18 protein-coding genes and 3 pseudogenes are annotated in these 21,470 nt (G+C 64.7%); 11 read left to right on the top strand and 10 right to left on the bottom strand.

Annotated features, from left to right (window positions below):
• Positions 1-67 precede the first annotated feature (67 nt).
• Entirely contained in the window at positions 68-475 is a 408-nt protein-coding gene (locus ACQP2U_RS22400) for a hypothetical protein (RefSeq protein ID WP_433709274.1), read from the bottom strand.
• A 78-nt stretch (positions 476-553) separates the two neighbouring features.
• Here ACQP2U_RS22400 and ACQP2U_RS22395 point away from each other — a divergent pair.
• Positions 554-886 (top strand): annotated as a pseudogene (locus ACQP2U_RS22395) (transposase); the annotation flags it as partial.
• A 279-nt stretch (positions 887-1,165) separates the two neighbouring features.
• Here the strand turns inward: ACQP2U_RS22395 and ACQP2U_RS22390 are convergent.
• Positions 1,166-1,855 (bottom strand): EF-hand domain-containing protein, encoded by a 690-nt coding sequence (locus ACQP2U_RS22390; protein ID WP_433709273.1) that lies wholly within the window; start codon positions 1,853-1,855, stop codon positions 1,166-1,168.
• Positions 1,856-2,271: 416 nt separating this feature from the next.
• Between ACQP2U_RS22390 and lipB the strand changes: the two genes are divergently transcribed.
• The 5 genes and pseudogenes from lipB to ACQP2U_RS22365 all read left to right on the top strand — a co-directional run.
• A complete protein-coding gene (gene lipB, locus ACQP2U_RS22385) occupies positions 2,272-2,913 on the top strand; it encodes a lipoyl(octanoyl) transferase LipB (protein ID WP_433709272.1) in 642 nt (213 codons plus the stop codon).
• Between the two features lie 475 nt (positions 2,914-3,388).
• Positions 3,389-4,540 (top strand): PucR family transcriptional regulator, encoded by a 1,152-nt coding sequence (locus ACQP2U_RS22380; protein WP_433709271.1) that lies wholly within the window; start codon positions 3,389-3,391, stop codon positions 4,538-4,540.
• 135 nt (positions 4,541-4,675) lie between these two features.
• Positions 4,676-6,685, top strand: coding sequence for a fatty acid desaturase (locus tag ACQP2U_RS22375; protein ID WP_433709270.1), 2,010 nt, complete (start codon positions 4,676-4,678; stop codon positions 6,683-6,685).
• A 400-nt stretch (positions 6,686-7,085) separates the two neighbouring features.
• Positions 7,086-8,432 carry an aldehyde dehydrogenase family protein gene (locus tag ACQP2U_RS22370; protein WP_433716553.1) on the top strand — a complete coding sequence of 449 codons (1,347 nt, stop codon included), beginning with the start codon at positions 7,086-7,088 and terminating at the stop codon, positions 8,430-8,432.
• A gap of 283 nt (positions 8,433-8,715) precedes the next feature.
• A pseudogene (locus ACQP2U_RS22365) lies at positions 8,716-9,341 on the top strand (FAD-binding protein); the annotation flags it as partial.
• Positions 9,342-9,437: 96 nt separating this feature from the next.
• Here the strand turns inward: ACQP2U_RS22365 and ACQP2U_RS22360 are convergent.
• Entirely contained in the window at positions 9,438-10,163 is a 726-nt protein-coding gene (locus ACQP2U_RS22360; RefSeq protein ID WP_433709269.1) for a TetR/AcrR family transcriptional regulator, read from the bottom strand.
• A 96-nt stretch (positions 10,164-10,259) separates the two neighbouring features.
• Here ACQP2U_RS22360 and ACQP2U_RS22355 point away from each other — a divergent pair, with 96 nt between their 5' ends.
• Entirely contained in the window at positions 10,260-11,384 is a 1,125-nt protein-coding gene (locus ACQP2U_RS22355; RefSeq protein WP_433709268.1) for an FAD-dependent oxidoreductase, read from the top strand.
• A 414-nt stretch (positions 11,385-11,798) separates the two neighbouring features.
• Here ACQP2U_RS22355 and ACQP2U_RS22350 read toward each other — a convergent pair whose 3' ends face one another.
• Genes ACQP2U_RS22350 through ACQP2U_RS22335 form a run of 4 tightly spaced genes read right to left on the bottom strand, consistent with a single transcriptional unit; the run spans position 11,799 to position 17,657 of the window.
• A complete protein-coding gene (locus ACQP2U_RS22350; protein WP_433709267.1) occupies positions 11,799-12,218 on the bottom strand; it encodes a hypothetical protein in 420 nt (139 codons plus the stop codon).
• On the bottom strand, positions 12,215-14,362 hold the full coding sequence (locus ACQP2U_RS22345) for an integrase (protein ID WP_433709266.1): 2,148 nt from the start codon (positions 14,360-14,362) through the stop codon (positions 12,215-12,217). Before ACQP2U_RS22345 ends, ACQP2U_RS22350 begins: the two co-directional genes overlap by 4 nt.
• Entirely contained in the window at positions 14,359-16,158 is a 1,800-nt protein-coding gene (locus ACQP2U_RS22340) for a hypothetical protein (protein ID WP_433709265.1), read from the bottom strand. Before ACQP2U_RS22340 ends, ACQP2U_RS22345 begins: the two co-directional genes overlap by 4 nt.
• Positions 16,155-17,657 (bottom strand): site-specific integrase, encoded by a 1,503-nt coding sequence (locus ACQP2U_RS22335; RefSeq protein ID WP_433709264.1) that lies wholly within the window; start codon positions 17,655-17,657, stop codon positions 16,155-16,157. Before ACQP2U_RS22335 ends, ACQP2U_RS22340 begins: the two co-directional genes overlap by 4 nt.
• 143 nt (positions 17,658-17,800) lie before the next feature.
• Here ACQP2U_RS22335 and ACQP2U_RS22330 point away from each other — a divergent pair, with 143 nt between their 5' ends.
• Together ACQP2U_RS22330 and ACQP2U_RS22325 are read left to right on the top strand one after the other, a co-directional pair.
• Positions 17,801-18,310 (top strand): hypothetical protein, encoded by a 510-nt coding sequence (locus ACQP2U_RS22330; RefSeq protein WP_433709263.1) that lies wholly within the window; start codon positions 17,801-17,803, stop codon positions 18,308-18,310.
• Positions 18,311-18,350: 40 nt separating this feature from the next.
• Positions 18,351-18,578 (top strand): hypothetical protein, encoded by a 228-nt coding sequence (locus ACQP2U_RS22325; protein ID WP_433709262.1) that lies wholly within the window; start codon positions 18,351-18,353, stop codon positions 18,576-18,578.
• 462 nt (positions 18,579-19,040) lie between these two features.
• Here ACQP2U_RS22325 and ACQP2U_RS22320 read toward each other — a convergent pair whose 3' ends face one another.
• Positions 19,041-19,217 (bottom strand): hydroxyisourate hydrolase, encoded by a 177-nt coding sequence (locus ACQP2U_RS22320; protein WP_433709261.1) that lies wholly within the window; start codon positions 19,215-19,217, stop codon positions 19,041-19,043.
• A 164-nt stretch (positions 19,218-19,381) separates the two neighbouring features.
• Here ACQP2U_RS22320 and ACQP2U_RS22315 point away from each other — a divergent pair, with 164 nt between their 5' ends.
• Together ACQP2U_RS22315 and ACQP2U_RS22310 are read left to right on the top strand one after the other, a co-directional pair.
• A complete protein-coding gene (locus ACQP2U_RS22315) occupies positions 19,382-20,071 on the top strand; it encodes a hypothetical protein (protein ID WP_433709260.1) in 690 nt (229 codons plus the stop codon).
• 5 nt (positions 20,072-20,076) lie between these two features.
• Positions 20,077-20,592, top strand: coding sequence for an HAD domain-containing protein (locus ACQP2U_RS22310; RefSeq protein WP_433709259.1), 516 nt, complete (start codon positions 20,077-20,079; stop codon positions 20,590-20,592).
• A 3-nt stretch (positions 20,593-20,595) separates the two neighbouring features.
• Here the strand turns inward: ACQP2U_RS22310 and ACQP2U_RS22305 are convergent, their stop codons facing one another.
• Both ACQP2U_RS22305 and ACQP2U_RS22300 read right to left on the bottom strand, forming a co-directional pair.
• The gene (locus ACQP2U_RS22305) at positions 20,596-20,658 is read right to left on the bottom strand and encodes a hydroxyisourate hydrolase (protein WP_433716552.1); all 63 of its coding nucleotides are present in this window, start codon (positions 20,656-20,658) and stop codon (positions 20,596-20,598) included.
• 84 nt (positions 20,659-20,742) lie between these two features.
• Positions 20,743-21,448, bottom strand: a pseudogene (locus tag ACQP2U_RS22300) (SDR family oxidoreductase).
• Positions 21,449-21,470 lie beyond the last annotated feature (22 nt).

The raw sequence follows: 21,470 nt of genomic DNA, 5'->3' as shown, positions 1-21,470 counted from the left end.
ACCTTGCGGATAGAGCATTCTCACATCGAAATGTTCCCAACAATGGCAAGAATGGTCGAGCTTCCCATCAGGCAGCGAAGGTGGTGCCCCGCTTCGTCAGTGTCTTGATCTTGTGCATCACCGACGCCAACGCGTTCTTGGACGGGATGGTGAGCACGACACGACGGCCGCCGCCTCGGGTCTTCACCTGGATGTGGAAGCCGAGGAATATGAATCCGTCGTTGATGTGAGTCTTCTCGTCCGAGAGGGTCATCTTCAATCGCTCGGCCAACAGGAGCGAGATCTGCGACTTCAGGTCTTCTGCTTCGGATTCCGTGCCGTGCACCAGCACGACGAAATTATCGGGATAGCGAATCAGCCGGTAGTTCGGTCGGCCCGTCCGGCGGCTATGCTGCCGCCGCCAAGGCGGACTCATCTGTTCGTCCCAGATCCGAGCGAAATGCCGATCCAGCACGGACAGATAGACATTGGCCAATAACGGCGAGGTCAGCCCGTGATTGCCGAACGTGGCCTTGCATGGGATGGAATATTCCGCCGGAGCTCGATACGACCACAGTTCCTTGGTTCCGGCGCTGGACTGTCGGCGGCGTCGGTCACCCGGCTCACTGCGTCGTGGCAGGACGAGGCCTGCGGGTTCGCTCAGCGCGACCTGTCGGGCACCGACTACGTGGATCTGTGGGTGGAGGGCATCCACACCAAAGTCCGGCTCGGGCAGCAGAAGCTATGCCTGCTGGTGATGCTGGGCGTGCGCGCTGACGGCCGCAAGGAACTCGTCGCCCTCACCGACGGCTACCGCGAATCGGGCGAGTCCTGGGCGGATCTGCTGCGGGAGGGCCGCCGCGGCTTGAACGCGCGTTCGACAGAAGGAATGGATGCTTGGCTGGGTCTGACCCTACCTCTGCCGTCGTCATTCGTGAACATCTTCGAAAGGGTGTAAGTGGCGACACGCCACCAGGATTCGCGAGCAACCACCACAGTTCGCGGACAGACCATAGTCGAGTCCGAGCCGGTACTACCTGTTCTGCGATAGGAAGGTCACCAGCAAGGACTGTGCAGGCTGGTCGCTGTGTGTCTGCCGCAGAACGGATCCGAGAGCCAGACAGGTCCTCAGCGTGTGAGTCTGGTCAACGATATGGAGGCCAACCGCGATTGACGACAATTGGCGTCAGCCGGGTAGTTCGCCGAGCAGCCAGCTGCCGACACTTTCAGGATTCTCGTCGAAGTAATAGTCGTGGATGGCTTGTAGCAGATCGTCAGTGGTGACTAAGCCGTCGCCGTCGGTGTCGAGCCTGCGGTGGATTTCGCGTGCATCGTCGGCAGGCAGGCGCATGAGTGCCCCTGTCCAGCGGGCGTGCTCCTCGGCGCTCAGTTTGCCGTCGCCGTCGAAGTCGGCGATCGCCATGATCGCTGCGAGGAACGGCCGATAGCCCTGTTCGAATGATTCCTCAGTGACCAGCAGACCCTCCGCGAAAGCCTGCTTGTACTCGGATAGATCGACCGATCCGTCGATGTCTACATCGCCCGCCGATGCCAGGCGCCCCCACAACTGCAGGCTCAGTTGCAGCAACTGTTGCGCGGCAGGCGAATCCGGTTCGTGGCCGAACTCCGCGGCTACCGCGCGCGCCGAACTGTCGAAATCGCTGCGCTCGATCCGGCCGTCTCCGTCGAAGTCGAACGTCTCGAACCGCCGCTCCAGCTTGTGCATCAAGAACTCACTGATCTCCATGGCCTGCCCCATCCACTCGAATCCGATCGTGACATCGTCGGCACCGTGACCGGTCGGCCACCAGCGGAATTCTCCGCTGATCCCGACCGCGCCACGCCACGAATCCCGATTCCCGGCTCTCAACGACAACGCCGTTATTCCAAAGGCTTGCCGCTGTAGACAGTGACGACTCACCGGCCGGTCTTCGCATCGGGTAGCACCACGTGGTCGTATAGGCAGTGGGTGTGCAACCGGCCGACCGGTGATCACGCCGGTAGGACCGCGGTCTATAGATGAACATTGAGTCAGACGCGCGATCGCCGCCCGGCTGCACAGCGGATCGCTGGAACGCCCCGCGCGGCGGCATAGAGCGTTCGAAGTAACTCGCAGTGCTGGTTGCGCATCGTTTGGTGGCGGTTCGTGGGTATGGGCCGGCTTTCCGTTGCGATAGCGCAGCAGTTGCCCGGATCGGGACTGTGGCGGGTGGCGGCGTGGTCGATCTGGTGTCGCATCAAGGTCGGCGACACCGGTTTTCGGGTATGCATCTAGAACAGAGAGGGCCGAGTGTGAGCGAGGGTGAGCTGGAATGGGTTGATCTGGGCGAGGTCCCATATCTCGAGGCCGTTGCGCAGATGGAAACCTGGGTTCGAGAGCGGCGGGAGGGGCTGATTGCGGATCGGCTGGTATTGCTCACTCATCCCGCAGTGATCACCTATGGTGTCCGGACCCCCCGTCATGAATTGCCGCTGCAGACCGAGATTCCTCTGGTCGAGGTGAACAGAGGGGGGCAAGCGACCTACCACGGACCTGGGCAGCTGATGGGTTATCTGGTGGTCGATCTCCGTCAGCGCGGCCCCGGGGATATCGTGCGCTGGCTGGAGCAAGGCTTGATCAGCGCCTTGGATTCGCTTGGCCTGCGGGCTGTTCGGCGTGACACGCCGGCCAAGGCCCAGAGCCTGGTCGGAGTCTGGACGTTGGAGCACAAGAAGGTTGCCTCGATCGGTATGCGGATTCGCGGCGGCGTGACGAGCCATGGGTTTGCTCTGAATATCGCCCCGGACCTGACCGCGTTTTCGGCATTCACGGCCTGCGGGCTGCCTGACGTGACGATGACCTCAATCGCGGAAATGGCCACTGCCATGGGAATGCCCACCCCTTCAGAAGAGGCGGTGCGAGCGGCCGTAGCCGCAGCGCTCGGAGCAGTTTGACGTTGGCAAACCGGTGCAACAGGGTGTCCTACGTATCCGAGGTCATGCCGGTGCGGACGTGGCCGGTGAACGGGATGGGTGAGGTCGCCAGTAGAGGGTTTGGCTACCGAGACGAACCTGAATACCGGAGAACTCCTGACCGGGCTAGATGGCCGGCGATTGTTGGTCGATCGGATCTTGGTGGGTGGTCATGGACCCGCTCATGCGGCTGCCGAGATGGATGTGTCGCGGCAGTGCGCATATCCGATTGGTGGCACGGTTTCTTGGTGAGGGTCCGGCCGGACCAGCAGACAGGTCCTCGCGCCCCAGCCACGGGACAACTCTGTTGCTGCGTCGATCGTGAACGGTCGGCCGTTGCGGTTCGGTCGAAGGTTAGGGTGCAGATATGGTGGCGCTGGAGCCGGCTTACGGTGCGGAGGCTGGAAGGGGTATTGCTGCGTCTTTATTGGCGAATGTGTCCAGCCTGGCCGACGACATGCTGAGGTACATAGTCGAGCGGATACCGGAGGTCGCTGGGGATGCTGAGCTTCGCGGCCTGACCTTGGGATCGTGCTCGTCGAATCTCGAAGCGGTACTTTCGATGGTTCGCCATGGGATCGATGTAGCGGCGGCGGAGGCGCCGGTAACGGCGCTGGAACACGCGCGAACAATGGCATCACGGGGGCACAGCGTGGATGTGATGCTGCGGTTCTATCGGTTGGGACATGAGTACTTCACCGAGAAGCTTTTCGAATCGCTCACTGAACGGCTCGACGACCCCGCCGTCGCGTTGCGGACGTTTGTCGATCTCGAGCGGTACGGGTTTCGATACATCGACCGCATCTCGAGTCTTGTGGCTGACGAGTACGTCGCTGAGCTCGACCGACGCCAGAACCAGGCAAGGGCCGAGCGCGCCGATGTCGTGCGGGCCTTGCTCGCTGGGGAACGTGTCGACATCGCTCGGGCCGAACGTGTGCTCGGCCACCGGCTCACCGGTCGGCAGATCGCCTTCGTGTGCTGGGTCGACGACCGTGGCGTCGACCTCGAGGGATTCGCTCGGCAGGTTGGAAGGTTCCTTGGGGTGGGTCACTCGCTCGTCATGGCGGACGGTCCACTCGCGGTGTGGGGATGGGCATCGATCACGGGGGAGGTGAGGACTTCGCTCACGGGCATGGCGACGGAGTTTCCCGGCGAAAGTAAAAACGTTCACATCGCGGTGGGCTCGCCCTATCCGGGGGCTGCCGGCTTCCGTACCTCCCACCTGGAGGCTCTACGCACTCGCCGGGTCGTCGAACTGTCCGGTCGCGTGGCGCCATCGATTACTCAGTTCAGCGATGTCGCGTTGGTGGATGCCATCTCGCGCGACCTGGATGCGGCGCGAGCCTTCGTCGCCGCTCAGCTCGGCGCTCTCGCACGCGATGACGCGAAAGAGCGCGGCGAGCGCGCCGCACTCCTGGCTGTGCTCGACGCGCAAGGGAGTCTGGTGATCGCAGCACGCACCTTGGGAATCCACCGGAACACGGTCCTGCAGAGGGTGCGTCGTGCCGAAGAGCGCAGGGGCCGGCCCGCAACCGCCAAGATCGCCGAACTGCACGCCGCCCTCCTCGTCTGTGACGTGCTGGGGGCCTCGGTTTTGCGCGAGTCATAGCCGCACTGACGGCAGCTCGAGTGCGTCCGGATGTGCTCGCAGCACACCGGAGAGGGCTGAGATGGCCTTGTTGACCAATACCAGCCGTTTATACGTTGTGAGGCATCTCATCCCGAAGCGCGAAGGAGGAGTCCGATGTCGACGACGACTCGACACCCCCAACCCCCAGTAGCCGCCTCGCAGCACGCCTTGCCTGATCCGGGCGAGCAGGTTCCTCCGCTGTCGTGGCCGATAGTCGGCATCTTCACAGGTGCGCTTGCGCTCTTCGGTGCCTCGACCTGGGCAGCGCTCACCGACGCTTTGCCTGCGATCGCCACCATCGCCGCGAGCTCCGTGGCAATTTTCGTCCTGTTCACCGTGTTGCACGATGCCTCGCATTACTCGATCAGTTCCCATCGCTGGGTCAACGTGGCCTTCGGTCGCGTGGCAATGTTCTTCGTCTCGCCGCTGATCTCATTCAAGTCGTTCGCGTTCATCCATATCGAGCACCACCGCAACACCAATGACGGTGAGTTCGATCCCGATCACTTCGTCAGCGCGGCACCCTGGTGGCAGCTGCCGATCCGTTTCCCGGCAATGGACCTGCCGTATATCGGTTTCTTGGTGCGTAACCTGCGCCGGCGCCCACGCGCCGAGGTCCTGGAAACGGCGGCGTTGATGACCTTTTCGGTGACGGTGATCGTGGCGGCCGCTTTCGCCGGACAGCTGTGGACGCTCGCGGTGATCTGCCTGATTCCCGGGCGGGTGGCGATGTTCGTGCTCGCGTGGTGGTTCGACTGGCTACCCCACCACGACCTGGAAGACACCCAGCGCGAGAACCGCTATCGCGCGACCCGCAACCGCGTCGGCTCGGAGTGGATCCTGACTCCCCTGCTCTTGTCGCAGAACTACCACCTGGTCCACCACTTGCATCCCTCCATTCCCTTCTACCGCTACGTCGCGGTCTGGCGACGCAATGAGGCCGCCTACCTAGAGCGCGACTCGGCAATAGGCACCGTCTTCGGGCAGCAGCTCGATGCCACGCAGTACCGCGAGTGGAAACGCCTCAACGGCAAATTAGCCGCTCTGCTCCCGGTCCGAATGCCGCGTTCCTCCACGGCACGCCATGCCAGCGCCCACCTGATCCCCGTCACAAGCGTCGAGCCCCTGACTCCGGACAGTGTCAAAGTCACTTTCGACGTTCCCGATCACCTCAGCGACCAGTTCCAATTCCAGGCGGGCCAACACCTGACCGTTCGACACCGCATCGGTGGGCGGGAGGTGCGGCGAAACTACTCGATCTGCACCTCGGCCACATCAGGAGAACTGGCGATCGGAGTACGGCACATCGCGGGCGGGATGTTCTCGACCTTCGCGGTCGAAACGCTGCGAGCCGGTGACGTCCTGGAGCTGATGACGCCCACAGGTAGCTTCGGCGCACCCCTTGATCCACTCGCTCGGCGCGACTATGTCGCGGTGGCGGCAGGGAGCGGCATCACGCCCATCCTGTCCATCATGCGCACCACGATGGAGATCGAGACCGAGAGTCGCTTCATCCTCTTCTACGGCAACAGAACCGCAGAGTCGACCATGTTCGCTTCCGAACTCGATGAGCTCGAATCTCGATATGCAGACCGGTTACGCGTATTCCACATCCGCTCAGGCGAGGCGCACCACCCCGCCGCTGTTCGTGGCCGTATCGACCTGGCGAGGGTTCAACAGTTGCTCGCCATCGACGTCACTTCGATCGACCGGTGGTACCTGTGCGGCCCGAGCGATCTCGTCACGACAATGCGCGAGGACCTCGCGTCTGAAGGAGTGCCGACCGAGCGGATACACCTGGAACTGTTCCGCGGCACGAACCGATCCACACACGTCGATGCCTTCCGCGAGTCCGAAGTGACCATCACTCTGTCGGGCGCGCATCACACCGTGGAACTCGCCGCGGGCGAGACCGTCCTCGAATCCGCGCTGAGAAGCAACATCGATGCGCCGTATGCCTGTCTTGGCGGCGCCTGTGGCACTTGCAAAGCCAGAATCACAACAGGAGCGGTATCGATGGAGCAAAATTTCGCGCTTACCCCAGCCGAGATCGACGCCGGCTTCGTACTGACCTGTCAGTCTCATCCCACCACCCCGACGGTCGCAGTCGACTACGACAGCTGAGCCCAACACATGCGCGAACTCCGGCATAAGACCGCACTCGTCACCATCGCCTCGATGGGCATCGGATCGCCAGGGCGCTAGCGGCCTTGCTCACTCGCCAATGGTCTCGGTGGCCCACCCGCCCGCGAACGCCCCAACCCGTGATCACCGGGCTCGGGATCATCGTCGGTCCCCTTCGTCTCGGTAGCCAAAACCATCTACTGGAGACCTCATCCATTCCCGGTCACCGAAAACCCTGCACGACAAAAACTTTCGCGCCAGCGCCGCGGGCACGGAACTACTTCTCGAACACGGCCTGATTCCATCGCCGAAGGCGTGACGGAGCTTCTCAGAGGTAACGAAGATGTCCATACCGACTACCGCACCAGCGGTCTCCACTGTGCCCGACATCCCCGATGCGATGGCACGGGTTCGCCGCGAGTTCGCCTCGGGCCGGACCCGAAACCGCACCTGGCGTGCGGAGCAGTTGCGGAACGTGATCCGGCTGCTCGATGAGCAGGAGGATCAGATCGTAGCCGCGCTGGCCAGTGATCTTGGACGCAGCCGGGCCGAAGCCTGGATGGGCGACATATCGTCCACCAGGGGTGAGGCCGTGTTCGCCCTGAGACACCTGCGCCGGTGGATGCGCCGACGTCGGCAGCCCCTGCCGCTGGTGCAGTATCCGGGTTCGGCCTGGGTGCAGTACGAGCCGCTCGGCGTCGTTCTGGTCATCGGCCCGTGGAATTACCCAGTGTACCTGACTCTTTCGCCGCTGGTGGCCGCGCTGGCCGCGGGCAACTGCGCGATACTCGAGCCGTCCGAGTTGGCGCCGGCCACGTCGGCCCTGCTGGCTCGGCTGGTTCCGGAATACCTGGACTCCGAGGCGGTCGTCGTGGTCGAGGGTGACGCCCCGGTGACCCAGGAGCTGCTGGCGCAGGGTTTCGACCACGTACTGTTCACCGGCGGCGACCAAATCGGCAGGAAGATCATGGCCGCGGCCGCGGCGACGCTGACTCCGGTGACCTTGGAGCTCGGCGGTAAAAGCCCGGTAATCGTGACCGCCGACGCCGACATCGCTATCGCGGCCCGCCGGATCGCCTGGGTCAAGTGTGTGAACTCGGGACAGACCTGCATCGCGCCGGACTACGTGCTGGCCGATCACCGTATCCGGGATCGGCTGGTGGACGAGATCGTAGCGGCGATCGAGCAATTCGAGGGGGAGGGGGGCGCAGACGGCCGCCGGATCGTCAACGAGCGCCAATTCGCGCGACTGGCGACCTATCTCGCGCAGACGCGCGGCACGATCGCGCTGGGCGGACGGGTCACCGAGGCGTCGTTGTCGATCGAGCCGACCGTGATCGTCGACCCGGATCCCGACGATGCGGTCATGCAGGAGGAGATCTTCGGACCTATTCTGCCGGTGTTGTCGTACGAAAGCCTCGACGATGCGATCTCGTTCGTGAATTCCCGGCCGAAACCGCTTGCCGGGTACTACTTTACGAAATCGGCGGCGGTGAGCGAGCGCCTGGTGGACGAGATCCCGTCCGGCGGTGCGGTGATCAACCATGTCGCCATGCACTGCCTGGTGCCGCAGCTACCGTTCGGAGGTGTCGGCGCCAGTGGTATGGGCGCCTACCACGGCCGCTGGGGGTTCGAAGCGCTCAGTCACCGGAAAGCGGTGTTGCGCAAGACCTTCCACCCGGATCTGCAGCTGATCTATCCCCCATACAGCAAACGGGCGCTGCAGATCCTACGAAAGATCTTCTAGCTACTTGCCCCTGAAAATTCGCCCTGGGAAGGGATCATCTCTGAGATTCCGAGACTCCCGCCGATGACCGGAACCCAAACCGACAATCCTCTTGCCGCTGTTCGGGCTGATCCTGTCCCCGGCTCCTGATACCCACAGCGGTAGAAATCGCTGGGCGTGTGCGGGACAGGCTACAAGTGAAAGATCCGTGACCGCCTACCGTCGCGAGACCATCGGTTCGAATCCCTCCGACTTCCGGATGACCTCGCCTCGCCTGAATGCGATCCTGAAAGGTAAAGTGCCCATGACTTTCGATTACGACGTCATAGTCGTCGGCTCGGGCTTCGGTGGCAGCGTGAGCGCGCTGCGCCTGACCGAGAAAGGTTACCGCGTCGGTGTTTTCGAGGCCGGCCGCCGGTTCGCCGACGACGAGTTCCCGCAAACTCGTGGCGTATCCGGCGCTACCTATGGGCACCGGCGCTGGGCTGCTACGGAATTCAGCGGATGACGCTACTCGAGGACACTTTTGTGCTGGCCGGAGCCGGGGTGGGCGGCGGCTCCCTGATATACGCAAACACCCTGTACGAGCCGCCGGATACCTTCTTCGCCGACGGCCGGTGGGCGCATATTACCGACTGGAAGGCCGAGCTGGCAGCACATTACGACCAGGCGAAGCGCATGCTGGGTGTCACTGTCAATCCGGCGATCACGCCTGCGGACCGCGTCATCGCGGCGGTCGCGGAGGACATGGGAATCGCCGACACTTACCAGCGCACACCGGTGGGTGTGTTCTTCGGCGGGCCCGGGCGCCGGCCGGGCGAGGATGTACCCGACCCGTTCTTCGGCGGCGCCGGGCCGGACCGGCGCGCCTGCACCCACTGCGGCGAATGTATGACCGGCTGCCGGCACAACGCCAAGAACACACTGGTGATTCACCGACTTTGTCCGAGGAGGATCTCGATCGCGGTCGGCTGGATCGAGCTGTCGTTCCGGTAGTCGATCCTTGTGGCCACCGCGCGCCGTGGGTCAATCGAATGCGGGCCGCAGATTGTTCATGAGTAGGCCAAGGGTGAACTCGAACCGGTCGGGTCCGGTGCCGGAGATCAGCTCGGCGGCATGACGTCGAGTCAGCGGGAATTTCTCGGCGGGCAGGGCGGTGAAGCGGTCCAACAACTCCTCGTGGCTGAGCACCCATTCCTGATCCTGGCGTCGGCGCCGTCGCTGAACCAGCGACTGTTCGAGCGCATAGGCGATGACGTAGAGGGAGAGCGCATCGCGGGCCCATCCGGCCGTCCTCGGCTCGATGCCACCCGCGAGCAGGATCGCCAGGATTCCTTCGCCGACGCGCAGCGTCTCGAGATTGGTCGGCACCGTGGCCAGCGCGGCACGCGAGACGCCGGGGTATTTCAGGTACTGGTCGCGGATCTGCGTGTACACCCCGAGTAGCTGCTCGCGCCATCCGGCCGGGTCCGGTTGGGGGAGCACGACTTCGGCGTAGAGTCTGCCGATCAGCAGCTCGTCGAGGTCGTCCTTGTTGACGATGTGTGCGTACAGCGACGACGGACCGGTGTCGAGCACGGCGGCGACCCGCCGGATGGTCAGGGCGTCATACCCGTCGGTGGCGACGACTTCCAGGGCAGCATCGGTGATCCGTTCGACGGTGATCGGCTTCTTGCGCGGTGCCGGTGCGGCGGCCTCCGCTGCGGGTTGGGCGTGGCGAGCGGCGCGGCGTTGGCGGGGAGCGGCGGGCATGCCGGAACTCTACCTTGACACGATCTAAGTTCGTTAGATAGAACTTAGATCGCTATAACGAACTTAGTTCGATATCGATGTTCGCGGAGGTGTGCGATGCGAGTTGCCGTTGTCGGAGCCGGTCTGGGAGGTCTGGCGCTCGCACAGGGCTTTCGTGGTGCCGGGATCGAGGCCGACGTGTTCGAACGCGACCCGGGGATTGTCGCGCGGTTCCAGGGCTATCGGCTCGTGCTGAACCCAATCGGTTTTCAGGCGCTGCGCGACTGCCTGCCGACGCGCTGGCACCCACTGCTGAATGAGATCGTCACGGACGCCTCCGCCGAGCAGCTGATCCTGGACCCGCAATTGAACGAGATCGGCAGGCTCGGCGCGAGCCGGACTGGCATCGTCGTCGACCGCCAAGTGCTACGACACCTGCTGCTGACCGGCCTCACCGTGCACACCGACGCCGCACTCACCGGCTACGACGTCCTCGCCGGTGGCAAAGTCCGAGCCCAGTTCGCCCGCCGCGACCCGGCCACCGCCGACCTGCTCGTCGGCGCGGACGGCATCACCTCAGCGGTTCGCGGGGTGCTGTCGCCACAGACCACCCCGACCGACACCGGCGTCCGGTTCGTCATCGGCCGCACCCCACTGACCGACGAGTTCGCCGGCCTGTCCAAGGCCTACGGATCGAAGATCACCGGTGACGGCGTCAGCCTGCTGCTGGGCGCGATGCGTTTCCCCACCCCGCCCAAGCAGGCCGCCGAACAACTGGCCCCCGAAGTCTCACTGCCCGACATCGGGGATTACGTGCGCTGGGCCATGATCCTGCCGCCCAACGGTTCGCTGGCGGACCTGACCGCGCAGGACGCCGTCCTGTCCAGGATGCAAGGTTGGCACCCGCAGCTGCGCGCGCTGATCGAACAGGCCGACCCGGACAACAGCACGCCGCTGTCCATCCGGGTGGTCGAGCCCGGCCAGCGCTGGGCGCCCGGCCCAGTCACGCTGCTCGGCGACGCTATTCACGCCACCTCCCCGACCGGCGGCAACGGCGCGAACACCGCGTTGCGCGATGCCGACCTGCTGCGCCGCTGCCTGATCGAGGCCATCGAAGACCGCCAGGACCTGCACAGCGCGGTCGACGACTACGAGCGGCAGATGTTCGACTACGGCGCCGAGGCCGTGCGCAGCAGTCTCGAGAAGCTGCCCGCCTTCGCCCCCGAAGCGAAACTGTCCTGAGCCGAAATTTCAGCTCGCAGAACAGCCCTACAGTCTTTCTTCGCATCGAAGGACTCATCTCGACTGTCCGGGGTTCCGTCAGGATTCGCCGGTCAATTGCGTCAGGATTCACCGATGTAGCCACCTCGGACAGCGGCGCGGGCCCGTCAGGCGAGTTTCGCGTCGATATGGCGCAGGGTTTTCTGCAGGCGCTGACCTCGCCTAGCCACTGGCGTTGACGGGCCTCGTCAAGGCGGGCGCGGGGCATTGCATTTGTTCGAGTCGGGTGCGTTGGGTGAGGTCTAGTCGCAGGAATGGGCAACGCACGCAAGCGTGTTCATGCTGTTCCCCGGAAATTTGCTGTGTTGCCGGTGGTGCTGTTGCGCGGTTGCTGAGGCCGTGACGGCCCGAGATGTGGCTCTGGAGGGCTGGGGGTCAGTCGGCTGGGCAGTGTCGGTCGGGATCTATGACCGTGAGGTGCGCTGGGTATGACCGGCTGGCGCTGCGTCGCAAGTTGTCGTTCTCGATGGTGAGGGTGTGCAGGGCGCGGGCAAAGATTTCGTTGGCGGTGCGGTAGTTGTCGCGTTCTTCCCGAAGTTCGTCGACGCGTGCTTTCAGCTGTGCAATTTGGTTGTGTAGCTTGACTTCTCGGTCAGTTATTCCTTCGCGTGCTCGGCATTCGGCGTAGAAGCGGTCTTTGAGGTCGGTGTGTTTGTGGGTCAGCTTGTTTCGCTTCAGTCCGGCTTCCTCGGCCAGGCTGATGATGTCGAGGTTGCCGGAGGACCGGAGAGGTGTTCCGGCGAAGAGGCGGTCCATGGCGGCGATGATCGCGTCGCGTTCTTCCTGGTCGGTCACGGTTGTTCTGGCTCCTCGATGGTGGTCTTGGTGCGCTCGTGCCGGCTGGCGATGCGCTGCAAGGCCGTGATGCGCTGGGTGAGTCGTTGTTTCAACGGGATCGGTGTGAGACGGTGGGCGACTTGGTCTGTCAGCTGGGTGATCTCGTGCCGGAGTTGGTTGATGTGGGTGTCGGTTCGGGCGATGTTGGCGCAGGCGGGATCGCAGCGGTCGATGGCAGGCGGCAATTCCCGGTTGTTCCGGCGGGTCCGCTCGGGGTGGCAGAGCGCCTTGGCGGGATCGTAGTTGCAGGTCAGGAACGCGTTCGGGTTGTCGTAGACCTGGAATTCGGGTTCTTCGAGCAGAGCTTCGGCCTGCCTTGGGGTGAGGAACCTGCCTTCGAATCGGCTGCGCGCGTTGTGTGCTGCCTGGATCATGCGTCCAGCGGCCGGGCCGGAAACACCCTGCCCGTTGTGCAGTTCGCCAGCGACTGTGTCGAGGTAGTCGGCCATTGCTTGGGCGGTTTCGACGTCGAGGATTCGCCGCAGGCCCTGGCGGGCTCTGCCGGAGTAGCCTTCGCCGACAACGGATGTGCGCAGGTGCCCGTATTGCATCGCCAGGGCGACGCGGCCGCCGGGAAGGCGGCCGATGTGCCAGGCGACGGTGCGGCGGAAACGCATGACCACAACGTCACCGTCAGGATCTGTGGGGATGCGTTCGTCGTCGAGGCCGTTGCTCGTCGCGTAGTCGTTGACCCAGGCGATGAACGATCGGATACGGGTGTTCGCGGCCAAGGTTGTCATGACGTTGCCGGGGCGCCGCCGGTCGCAGCTGCCGGTGATCCAGGGCGGGTTCGTCGGAAACAGTATGGGCCCGTCAACCATCCGTTCGAGCACCCGGACGGCGGTAGCGACCGGCGGGACCACGGTCCAGGGCATGTCGCGGGCGACACCGCCCCGGGCGGGTGTCCCGTCCAGGTTGCGTGCGCCTTTGAAGAACAGGCCGTGGAGCTGGTAGCGGATGCTGCCGGTGCCATTGTCGATCGGGTCGGGACAGCAGCCGACTTGGAGTTCGAGGGCTTCACCGGGGCGGACGCCGCTGAGGTAGAGGATCACGATCATCGCCGCCGTTGCCAGGCGGGTCATGAGCAGCGGAGCTTCGTGAAAGTGGATGTGCGGCTTCCATTTCCGACCGTGAATGGCCCCGTTCACAGGTGACAACAGCGGTGCGTAGAGCCCGACCGGCACGTTGCTTTCGCGATACTTGGTGGCCTCGTATTTGGCGTGGCGTTCGCTGGTGTCGAACAGCCCAGCGAGATATTTGGCGGCGATCCCGCGTTTTCCGCGGGTGACGCCGCCGGGCAGTTCGCCATGCTCGGCGACCCAGGTCTCCAGGAACCCGCGCAGTGCGTCGGTGGCGTGGGGATTGGTGTGTTCTCGGACCCGAGCGAGGATCCGCTGCTGCTCATGCCAGGCCACGGTGATGTCGTCGGCGAGGTCGAGAAATCGCAGCGACCAGATCAGCAGTGGTGACATCACCGCCGGGTGGATGGCCGGCGTGGTGTTCTCGTTCGGTGTGGTGTCGGTGGCAAGGTAGTGCTTGACGCCTTCGTTTTCCCAGGGCGGCATCGGGATTCGATCCATGGCGAGCAGGTGCGGGGCGAATCCCCACAACAGTGTGACCGCGTTGAGTTCGTCTTGCGCGGTGGCGACCGAGCAGCCGCGACGGCCGACATAGGCGGCGTAGTCGGCGAGCAGGTCGTGGCCGACCTGGCGAAGACGGGTGACATTGTGGCCGCTGAGCCAGACGGCGAAGCGGCGCCATCCGCGGAAGACTTGCGCCATGGTGCCGGGTGCCGGCCATTCGACGCGGGCTGTGGCGGCGCGGTTGAGCAGCGCGGCCGGGGTTGGCAGGTTCACCAGGGCCCATCCGGCTCTGCGGAACGATTCGCGCAGTGTCTCGGGAAATGCTTCCCAGTTCACCGTCTGACTGCCTTCGCTGCGGCGTCTGCCGAGAAGGGTGTAGTTCCAGCGTTGATCGCCGAATCGTGATACCTGGTCCGAGTCGGTGCCTTCAGGCAACCGGTCGGTGGTGGCGAATGGGTCGTCGGGCCTGATGAGCCAGGTGTCGTCGGCCTGGCCACTGGCGGTAAGTGATGTCGTCAACCGTCGAGCCTTCGATTCAGAAGCCGGTCGATCAGTATTCGGTCGATGTTGCTGATCGTGGGCAAGGCGGCGGCTTGCTCTGCGGTGGTGGTGTGTTCGGCGAGCAGTTGGTGCAGGCGGTGAAAGTGTTGGTGCCAGTCCTGGTCCCAGACGGCTTGGTCGACGGTTCCTCGCAGTTCGTTGAGCCCGCGGTGCAGATAGACCAGGCGCGGCAGGTGCCGCCGTGTGATGACGGCGTTCTCGCAGCGCAGGCACCACAGGAACGAAGCGGTGCAGGGCGTGCCTGGTTCGTCACTGAACGGGCTGTCGAAGAAGTCCGTGCAGGCAGTCGTGGCGGTGTCCATCTCGCCGCGCTGGATCGCTCTGGCCAGGTCGGGGTCGTCGGACAGCTCGATCAGCTCATTAGCGTTGTCGCCGAGAACGATTCGCATCTTCACCACCGCGTGGGCATGGTCGAGAGCGTCGGAGAGCCCCTTGGCGATCGTTTCCTGGGCCTCCGCCCTGGCGGAGGGGTCGCGCAGCACGTAGACCGATTCGTGGGTCTGTTCGGTGTTCTGCGCCGGCTGTTTGCGGATGAGCACTTGAACGGTGCGGCGGACCCGGCGCAAGCTCACCCGCAGCGGTGTCTCGTCCGGGGCAGACAGCCCAGCTTGGACGGACCATCGGCTGATGACGCTCTGGGCTGGAATGCCTTCGCAGAACGGATCTTCGGGGGTGCCGGAGCGGCGGCTGACCAGCAGCCGATCCGTCGACCGGCCGAGCAGCTCGAGACTCTGGCGAGCCAGTTCGGTCGCTTCGATTGCCTGGCGCATCAACCGGCCAGGACTGTCGGGGCCGGTGTCGACGAGGTTGTTGCTGGTGTAGCGCAGCCGGACCGGGCGACGCCGTTTACAGATCTCCACCAGGTGGATGTCGAACTCCTCGTCGCCGACGGCTGGGTCATGATCGGGGACACGCATCCGGTGCACCACGCTTCGATTCCATCCCTCGCTGGCCACCAGCAACACCACCAGCGCGAACGCCTCGGCACTGGTCAGAAACAGTCTGGCCCAGGTTTTGTCGGCGCCGCGTCCACCCAGCACGCGGGTATACCGATGGACTACGTCCGCATGTCCTCCGTAGCGGGGGACGTCTCCAGTGCGGAGAATCGCATCCAACGCTTCGCCGAGCACCCAATCCGTGCTGCCCTCGGCGTATTCGCTGGAATACCAGCGGCGCAGATGCTCGCGGTTGCGGCGGATCCGGACCAACGCGGTGTTGAACATGGCCGCAGCCTTGGATCGGATCTGCTCGAACTGCTCGTAGGAGTAGGCGGCCTCCGTTGTATGCGGGCCCTTCGCGATCCGCTGGTCGATCGCGGTCACCGTCTCTGCAGGAAGACCGGGGATAAGCGGCAGCACCGTCCGCAGCAAAGCCTGCCGATTGCGGGCAGTGTGGTTGTGCGGCAACGACAATCGCCACGCAGCCCACATCCCCGGGCTGATCTGTGCCGCCGTCGACGGCGCATCGTCGCGACCCACCAAATACTCCAGGAACGCGCGCAGTGCCCAGTATCCGTTCCGGCAGGTCTCCCCGGATCGCCATGTCGCCGCCGGTCCAGATTTGCGGTCCAGCGCGGCAGCGAACGCGCGACGCAGCTCGATGCTGCCGGGCAACGGGGTGAAGTCGAAAGTGCCTTCCACTCCGCCGCTTTCGCCGAACACCGTGACGAGCAGCCCTGTCGGGTCCAGGGACGACGGCCGCGTGTAGCTTGCGCCGGGCAGCGCGGCTCGGCGCTGGTGACGGCGTGAGGTCACTGTTCGTCCTCGCCGAGGTCCATCACGCGTCGGCTCGACGCGGCGACCCGGGCCAGCACGGTGTCGAGGTCTTCGCTGCCCTCGAGCATCGTGGCCAGGCGGATCCCGTTCAACGGTTCGAGGTACGTCTCCCGCGTCGTCTGCTCGCTCCGGTGCCCTAGAAGGTCTTTGACCAGCGCGAACGCATCACCGTAGACCTTGCGCAGGTCGTCGCGTTCCTCGCGGCTCAACCCGAACCGCCGATCCAACGCCCGATGTAGCGTCACCAACATTTTCAGAGCGAACGAGTGACGACAGGTGTGCGGAGACGCCACGATGGGCTTGCCGAACCGGGCGCAGCGCCGATTCGCCGACCGGAATACCGCCTCCCAAGAGCGGTAATCCATCGGCATCCCGCCCTCGGTCAACCACAGTGCCAACGGCTCCAGCCCTGAGCTGCCCTCGATGAACAGCAACCGCCGGCCTCGCTCACCGATCAGCCGGATCGCTTCCTCGCCCCGACGTCCCAACCGATCCTCCCATCCGATGCGGCAGTCCTTCCCGTCCGAGATCCGGGTGACGACCCGGACGCCGCGCAGCCGGTCGTATCGGCCCCGTCGCTGCGCCCGCCGGATCGCGGCCCGCCGAGTTGTCGCCATGTAAGTGGTTACGCCCGCCAGCGCCGACGCCGACACGTAGAACATGCGCTCGCGCCGTTTGGCGATCGCCGCGGCCACAGTCCCCTCGTAGTAGACCTGGCCCGACAACGCGTGCGGCACTTCCACCGTCAGCAGGCAACCGCCTTCCCGCAATCGCAGTCCGCTGTCGAACAGCAGGTCCGCGAAGGCGGCGTTGCGGCCGTCGTTGCGGCCCCGCCACCCCACCTGCGGCAGACCGGCCGCGGTGTAGCCGCGCAGCCCGATATCCCGCCACAACCGGTAGGTGCGTGGCGTCAGCCACTTCACGTTCGACACCCGGACGTCTTTGGGCTGGTTGTTCGCGACCTCCACCATCGTGCCGTCGCGGAGCCGCACTGTGTGCGTCAGCACCGGGGAACGGTCGATGTGCCCGACCGCCACCGCCCACCCGTAGAGCAGCTTGAACGCTGCCAGCTCCCGCGCCCACTTGCTGCCCCCGATGCGGCGCGGGTTGTCCTCCGACCGCCGCCGCCACGACTCGTAATCGTCAATGTCCTCGTAATCGGCTTGGTTCCAATACTTTTCGCGCTGATGCAGGAAAGTGAAGAACAGCCGGTAGTCCTTGGCGTAGGCGTGCTTGGTCTCCTCGGCCAGAAACCCGAACCGCGACCGGCGCAGGAAGTAGGCCAGCCGGGGATCGATGCGGCCCGCCGGGTCAATCAGGATCGGCGTTCCGGGGTCGATGCTCAGCGCGCGCTCGCGGCTGTCGATGGTGGCCCATTGATCCAGTTGCGGGAGGAACCCCCGCGGCACAGGCACGTCCCGAGCCGTCCAGTACAACAGCCACTCTCCGCCGAGCAGGTCACAGGCACCAGATTCCATGCGGCGCATCACAACACGTCAGCAAGCAACACGTCTGGACCTTCCGGGGAATGCCTTCGCGATCTTTCCTATGCCCGCTGTCCGATCGTGCACCTAGGCTGTGTAAGCACGTCTCTCCCGGGACGCCGCTGAGAGGAAAGCTGTTGGAATCCATCGATATTCACGTCCAGCGCCGCATTCAGAACCAGCGCGTCGAGCGTGCAGCAGTTGCCGCCACCGAGGTGTCTTTGACGCGCCTGACCGAGCTGTTCCTCGCGACGCCGGTCGTCGATCAAGGCGTCGACCTCTTCGTGTACGGAGTCGATCCATTTCGGGTTGCACAAATCCAGGTGAAGGGAGCCACCGCCGGTCTGGCCGTGTATCAGCAGTACAGCCAGAGCCCGATAATCGTCAGCTATGTGCTGGATCCCCTCGGATCCGCTGACATCATCCTTCTAACAGGCGAACACGCCTGGGATCTGCCCAACGAATACATCGAGTACGGCGGCAAGGCCGGCGACTTCGGTCCCGACTACCGCAGCTACAACTGGAGTGCCCGGCCGACGCGGCTCGTCGAGATGCTCCAGCCCTACCGGGCGACACGGGAACGCTGGTTGGAGCTATTCGAGTTAACTGCGACGCCCCCGCACCCCTCGTCGGCCGCGAACCCGTGAGTTCAGACAGGTCCGCAACACGCTCAGACTTGCCGGGGAAGTGGATGCAGGGTGTCCCGTAGGGTCGGAAGCAGTCGCCGAGTTCGACCCGGCGCAGCAGGAAGTGCTTTTCGAACTCGGTCCATTCCTCGGGTGTGACGTGGCGGTATTCGTCGCTGTCGGGCAGGGCGCGGCGGTGTGTGATGAATTGCTGGTGATGCCTGACGACGTCCTCGGCGAAGACGGCGGTGTAGCCGCGGGTGGTGTCGAGATCGAGGTGGCCGAGTAGGGCTACGGCGGTGTGCAGCGGCAGCTCGGATCCGATGGCCTCGGTAGTGAACATGCGCCTTGTCTCGGCAGTGGCTGTGTCGGTCGGGTTCGTGTTGCGTTTGACGGGGGCGATTCTCGGTCCGGGGTTCGCGACGGTGATCGCGGGGCGTTTGGCGATAAGACCCGATCTGTTGTGATGGACATCAGCTTCCAGCTGGTCAACGTGGCCCGATGACTGTCTGCGGTGCTGGTCGCAGGCGGGTGACGTTGGAGTCCGAATCGGAAGCACTTGCGGGCCACCACATCCCGGTGGTCACCGGCGCCGATGCGCGCCAGGGTGCGACCGATCGCGGACCTGTGGTGTCCGGAGTCCGGTGTATATCGGTGGGCGCAGGTCCCGGGATCGGTGGGTGATGTTCTGCGGTAGTGGTGGCGCGGGGTCTCAGCTGGCGGGGTTCGAGCAAGATGCGTCCGACGAGGCTCAGCTCTCCCGGTACGTCGAGTACGAGAACGGCGACAACAGCAGCGCCACGTGACACTGCCGTTCGTCGGCGACGATGAAGGCAATGGTGACCTCCGGGTAGAAGGTCGCGACCCGCTCGACGGCTGGGCCGCGCGGGACGGATGGCGCGCAACGGGTGACCCAACCTTTCGGCATGCGTGGTGGTTGTTTCCAGTAAGGAGGTCGACGCCAATGACTTTCACTGGAGGTACACCGATGAACAGGGGCCGAACCGAGCAGGGGCGGACATGGTCGCGACGTTGCGCGGGATCGCGTGGGGGTGGGTTGTGAGGCTCCGGCGACGGCCGTACGGAGGATCCTTGTGTGAGCGTTCTCTTCGGCAGTGGATCATCGTCGCGCTCGGTCTGGGTGTGCTTGTCATAGCGCTCGCCTGCGCCGCTGGCCCATACCGGCAGACCCGGGAGTTCCGGGCGGCCGTGGGGTGCGGGGCGAGTGCGGCCGACTGTTTGGCCAGCGAGCGGGGTTCCATTGCGGGGCGGCGCACCTACACCACGACGACGACGCAGACCGACTCCGACGGCCACATGAGCACGACCACGACCACGAACTACGAGGTCACCTGGCAGCGGACCGACGGGTCGCGGCAGACCCGCGAGGTGTCGTCGAGCTTCTACGGTAAGGCACGGGAGGGGCAACCGGCCACACTGCGACTCTGGCGCGGGGAGGTCGTCGGAGTGGAGGTGACCGACGGGAGCGAGTGGTTTCTGCCGAAGTCCGGCGAGACGCTCGGCTACTGGCTGTTCCTGGCCTTTTTCGGCCTCGGTGTCCTGCTGTGGGGATTGTTGTTCGGCTGGTGGGACGGGTGGCTCATGCTCGCCTTCCGTACGTTCGCCTGGATGTTCATCGGCGTCGTGCCAGTAGGCATGACGACGTATGCCTTGGCCTACGGCCTGCGGCCAGGGGTCGGTCTCGGCATAGAGATCGCGATAGGCGCCTTGTGGATCGGCGTGGCCGGTTGGATACTGATCGGCTCACTCGACGGCGGGTGATGCGGGTGAGCGACCGCACGGCACTCCCACTACTTTTCCTGGATATCGACGGACCGCTGCTGCCGATCGGCCGGGATCCGCGCCCGCGACCCCCGATTCCGGATCCGGAGTGGCACTTCGCGGGGCTGAAACGCGCGGCCGGGCTTGCGCTTTCGGCGCTGCCGTGTGTGCTCGTCTGGGCGACTGCCTGGGAAGAGGAGGCGAATACGGAGATCGCGACGCGGATCGGACTGCCGCCGCTGCCCCGGGTCGCGTGGTCGCGGTCCACCGACGAACGTCAATATCGAGAAGACCGGCGGACCGGCTTGCACTGGAAGACACGAAATCTGGTGGACTGGGCGGCCGGACGCCCATTCGCCTGGATCGATGACGAGATCACCGATGCCGACCGGCACTGGGTGAGCGCGAACCATGCCGGGCATGCCCTACTCCACCTCGTCGACGCCGCCCGCGGTCTCGATGACACGGATCTCGTCATGATCGGGGACTGGCTGCGAACGGTCCGGAATCAGCAGCCGTGACGCTCAGCTTCCCCGGTACGTCGAATACGAGAACGGTGACAGCAACAGCGGCACGTCTCTCCGCACTGGTTGGCTACGGGATGAAGTTTCGACGCGTCATCTCGGCGTGATGCCGATCAGGTTGTCTAGCGGTCCCGGCAGTGTTCGGTGTCAGCTCGCCAGCTGTGGATATTGCGCCGCGATGTCCCCGGCAAGTCCTGCCTTGACCTGCCGTGAGATGTCGTCGGCGAGTACCTCATACGCTCCGGACTCGATGCCGTCGAGGGCGAGGGTGGCGACGTCGGCGGCGCTGGACTTGGGCGCGGTGACGCCGGCGGTCATGTCGGTGTCCACGTAGCCGACGTGCAGCCCGGTGACCGCGATACCGCGTGGTCGCAATTCCAGGCGCAGGGAGTTGGTCTGCGACCACAGGGCGGGCGGCCTTGGACGCACTGTAGGACCCGGCGATGCCCAGCCAGGACAGTACGGAGTGGACATTGAGGATGTGTCCGCCGCCGTTGCCTTCGATGATCGGTGCGAAGGCGCGGGTGAGATACAGCGGTCCGTAGAAGTTCGTCTCGAATTCCCGGCGTACATCGTCGAGCGCGGAGCCGAGGAAGGTCGCGCCGACCGAGGCACCCGCGTTATTGATCAGGATCGTGACGTCACCGGCAAGTTCGGCGGCGGCCGAAACCGCATCGAGGTCGGTGACCTCCAACGCGACGGGCACGGCGTCCGGGTGGGTGACATTGCGCGGGTTGCGGGCCGTGGCATAAACCTTGCCGGCGCCGCGAGCGTACAACTCCTCGACCATCGCCTTGCCGATGCCGCGGCTGCCGCCGGTGACAAGGACGACGGCGTCTTTGATCGCAGTCATCGCGGACTCCTAACTCTGTCGG

Source organism: Nocardia sp. CA-084685, assembly GCF_050955785.1.
Classification (GTDB): domain Bacteria; phylum Actinomycetota; class Actinomycetes; order Mycobacteriales; family Mycobacteriaceae; genus Nocardia.
The sequence above is the reverse complement of the archived record's forward strand: the minus strand, read 5'-3'. Positions and strand labels throughout refer to the sequence as shown.

Coding starts and splice junctions, on each gene's coding strand:
- ACQP2U_RS22355 (WP_433709268.1), top strand. CDS start 10,260: ATGCGAGTTGCCGTTGTCGGAGCCGGTCTGGGAGGTCTGGCGCTCGCA.
- ACQP2U_RS22335 (WP_433709264.1), bottom strand. CDS start 17,657: ATGGAATCTGGTGCCTGTGACCTGCTCGGCGGAGAGTGGCTGTTGTAC.
- ACQP2U_RS22380 (WP_433709271.1), top strand. CDS start 3,389: ATGCTGAGGTACATAGTCGAGCGGATACCGGAGGTCGCTGGGGATGCT.
- ACQP2U_RS22320 (WP_433709261.1), bottom strand. CDS start 19,217: ATGCCGAAAGGTTGGGTCACCCGTTGCGCGCCATCCGTCCCGCGCGGC.
- ACQP2U_RS22360 (WP_433709269.1), bottom strand. CDS start 10,163: ATGCCCGCCGCTCCCCGCCAACGCCGCGCCGCTCGCCACGCCCAACCC.
- ACQP2U_RS22375 (WP_433709270.1), top strand. CDS start 4,676: ATGTCGACGACGACTCGACACCCCCAACCCCCAGTAGCCGCCTCGCAG.
- ACQP2U_RS22370 (WP_433716553.1), top strand. CDS start 7,086: ATGGCACGGGTTCGCCGCGAGTTCGCCTCGGGCCGGACCCGAAACCGC.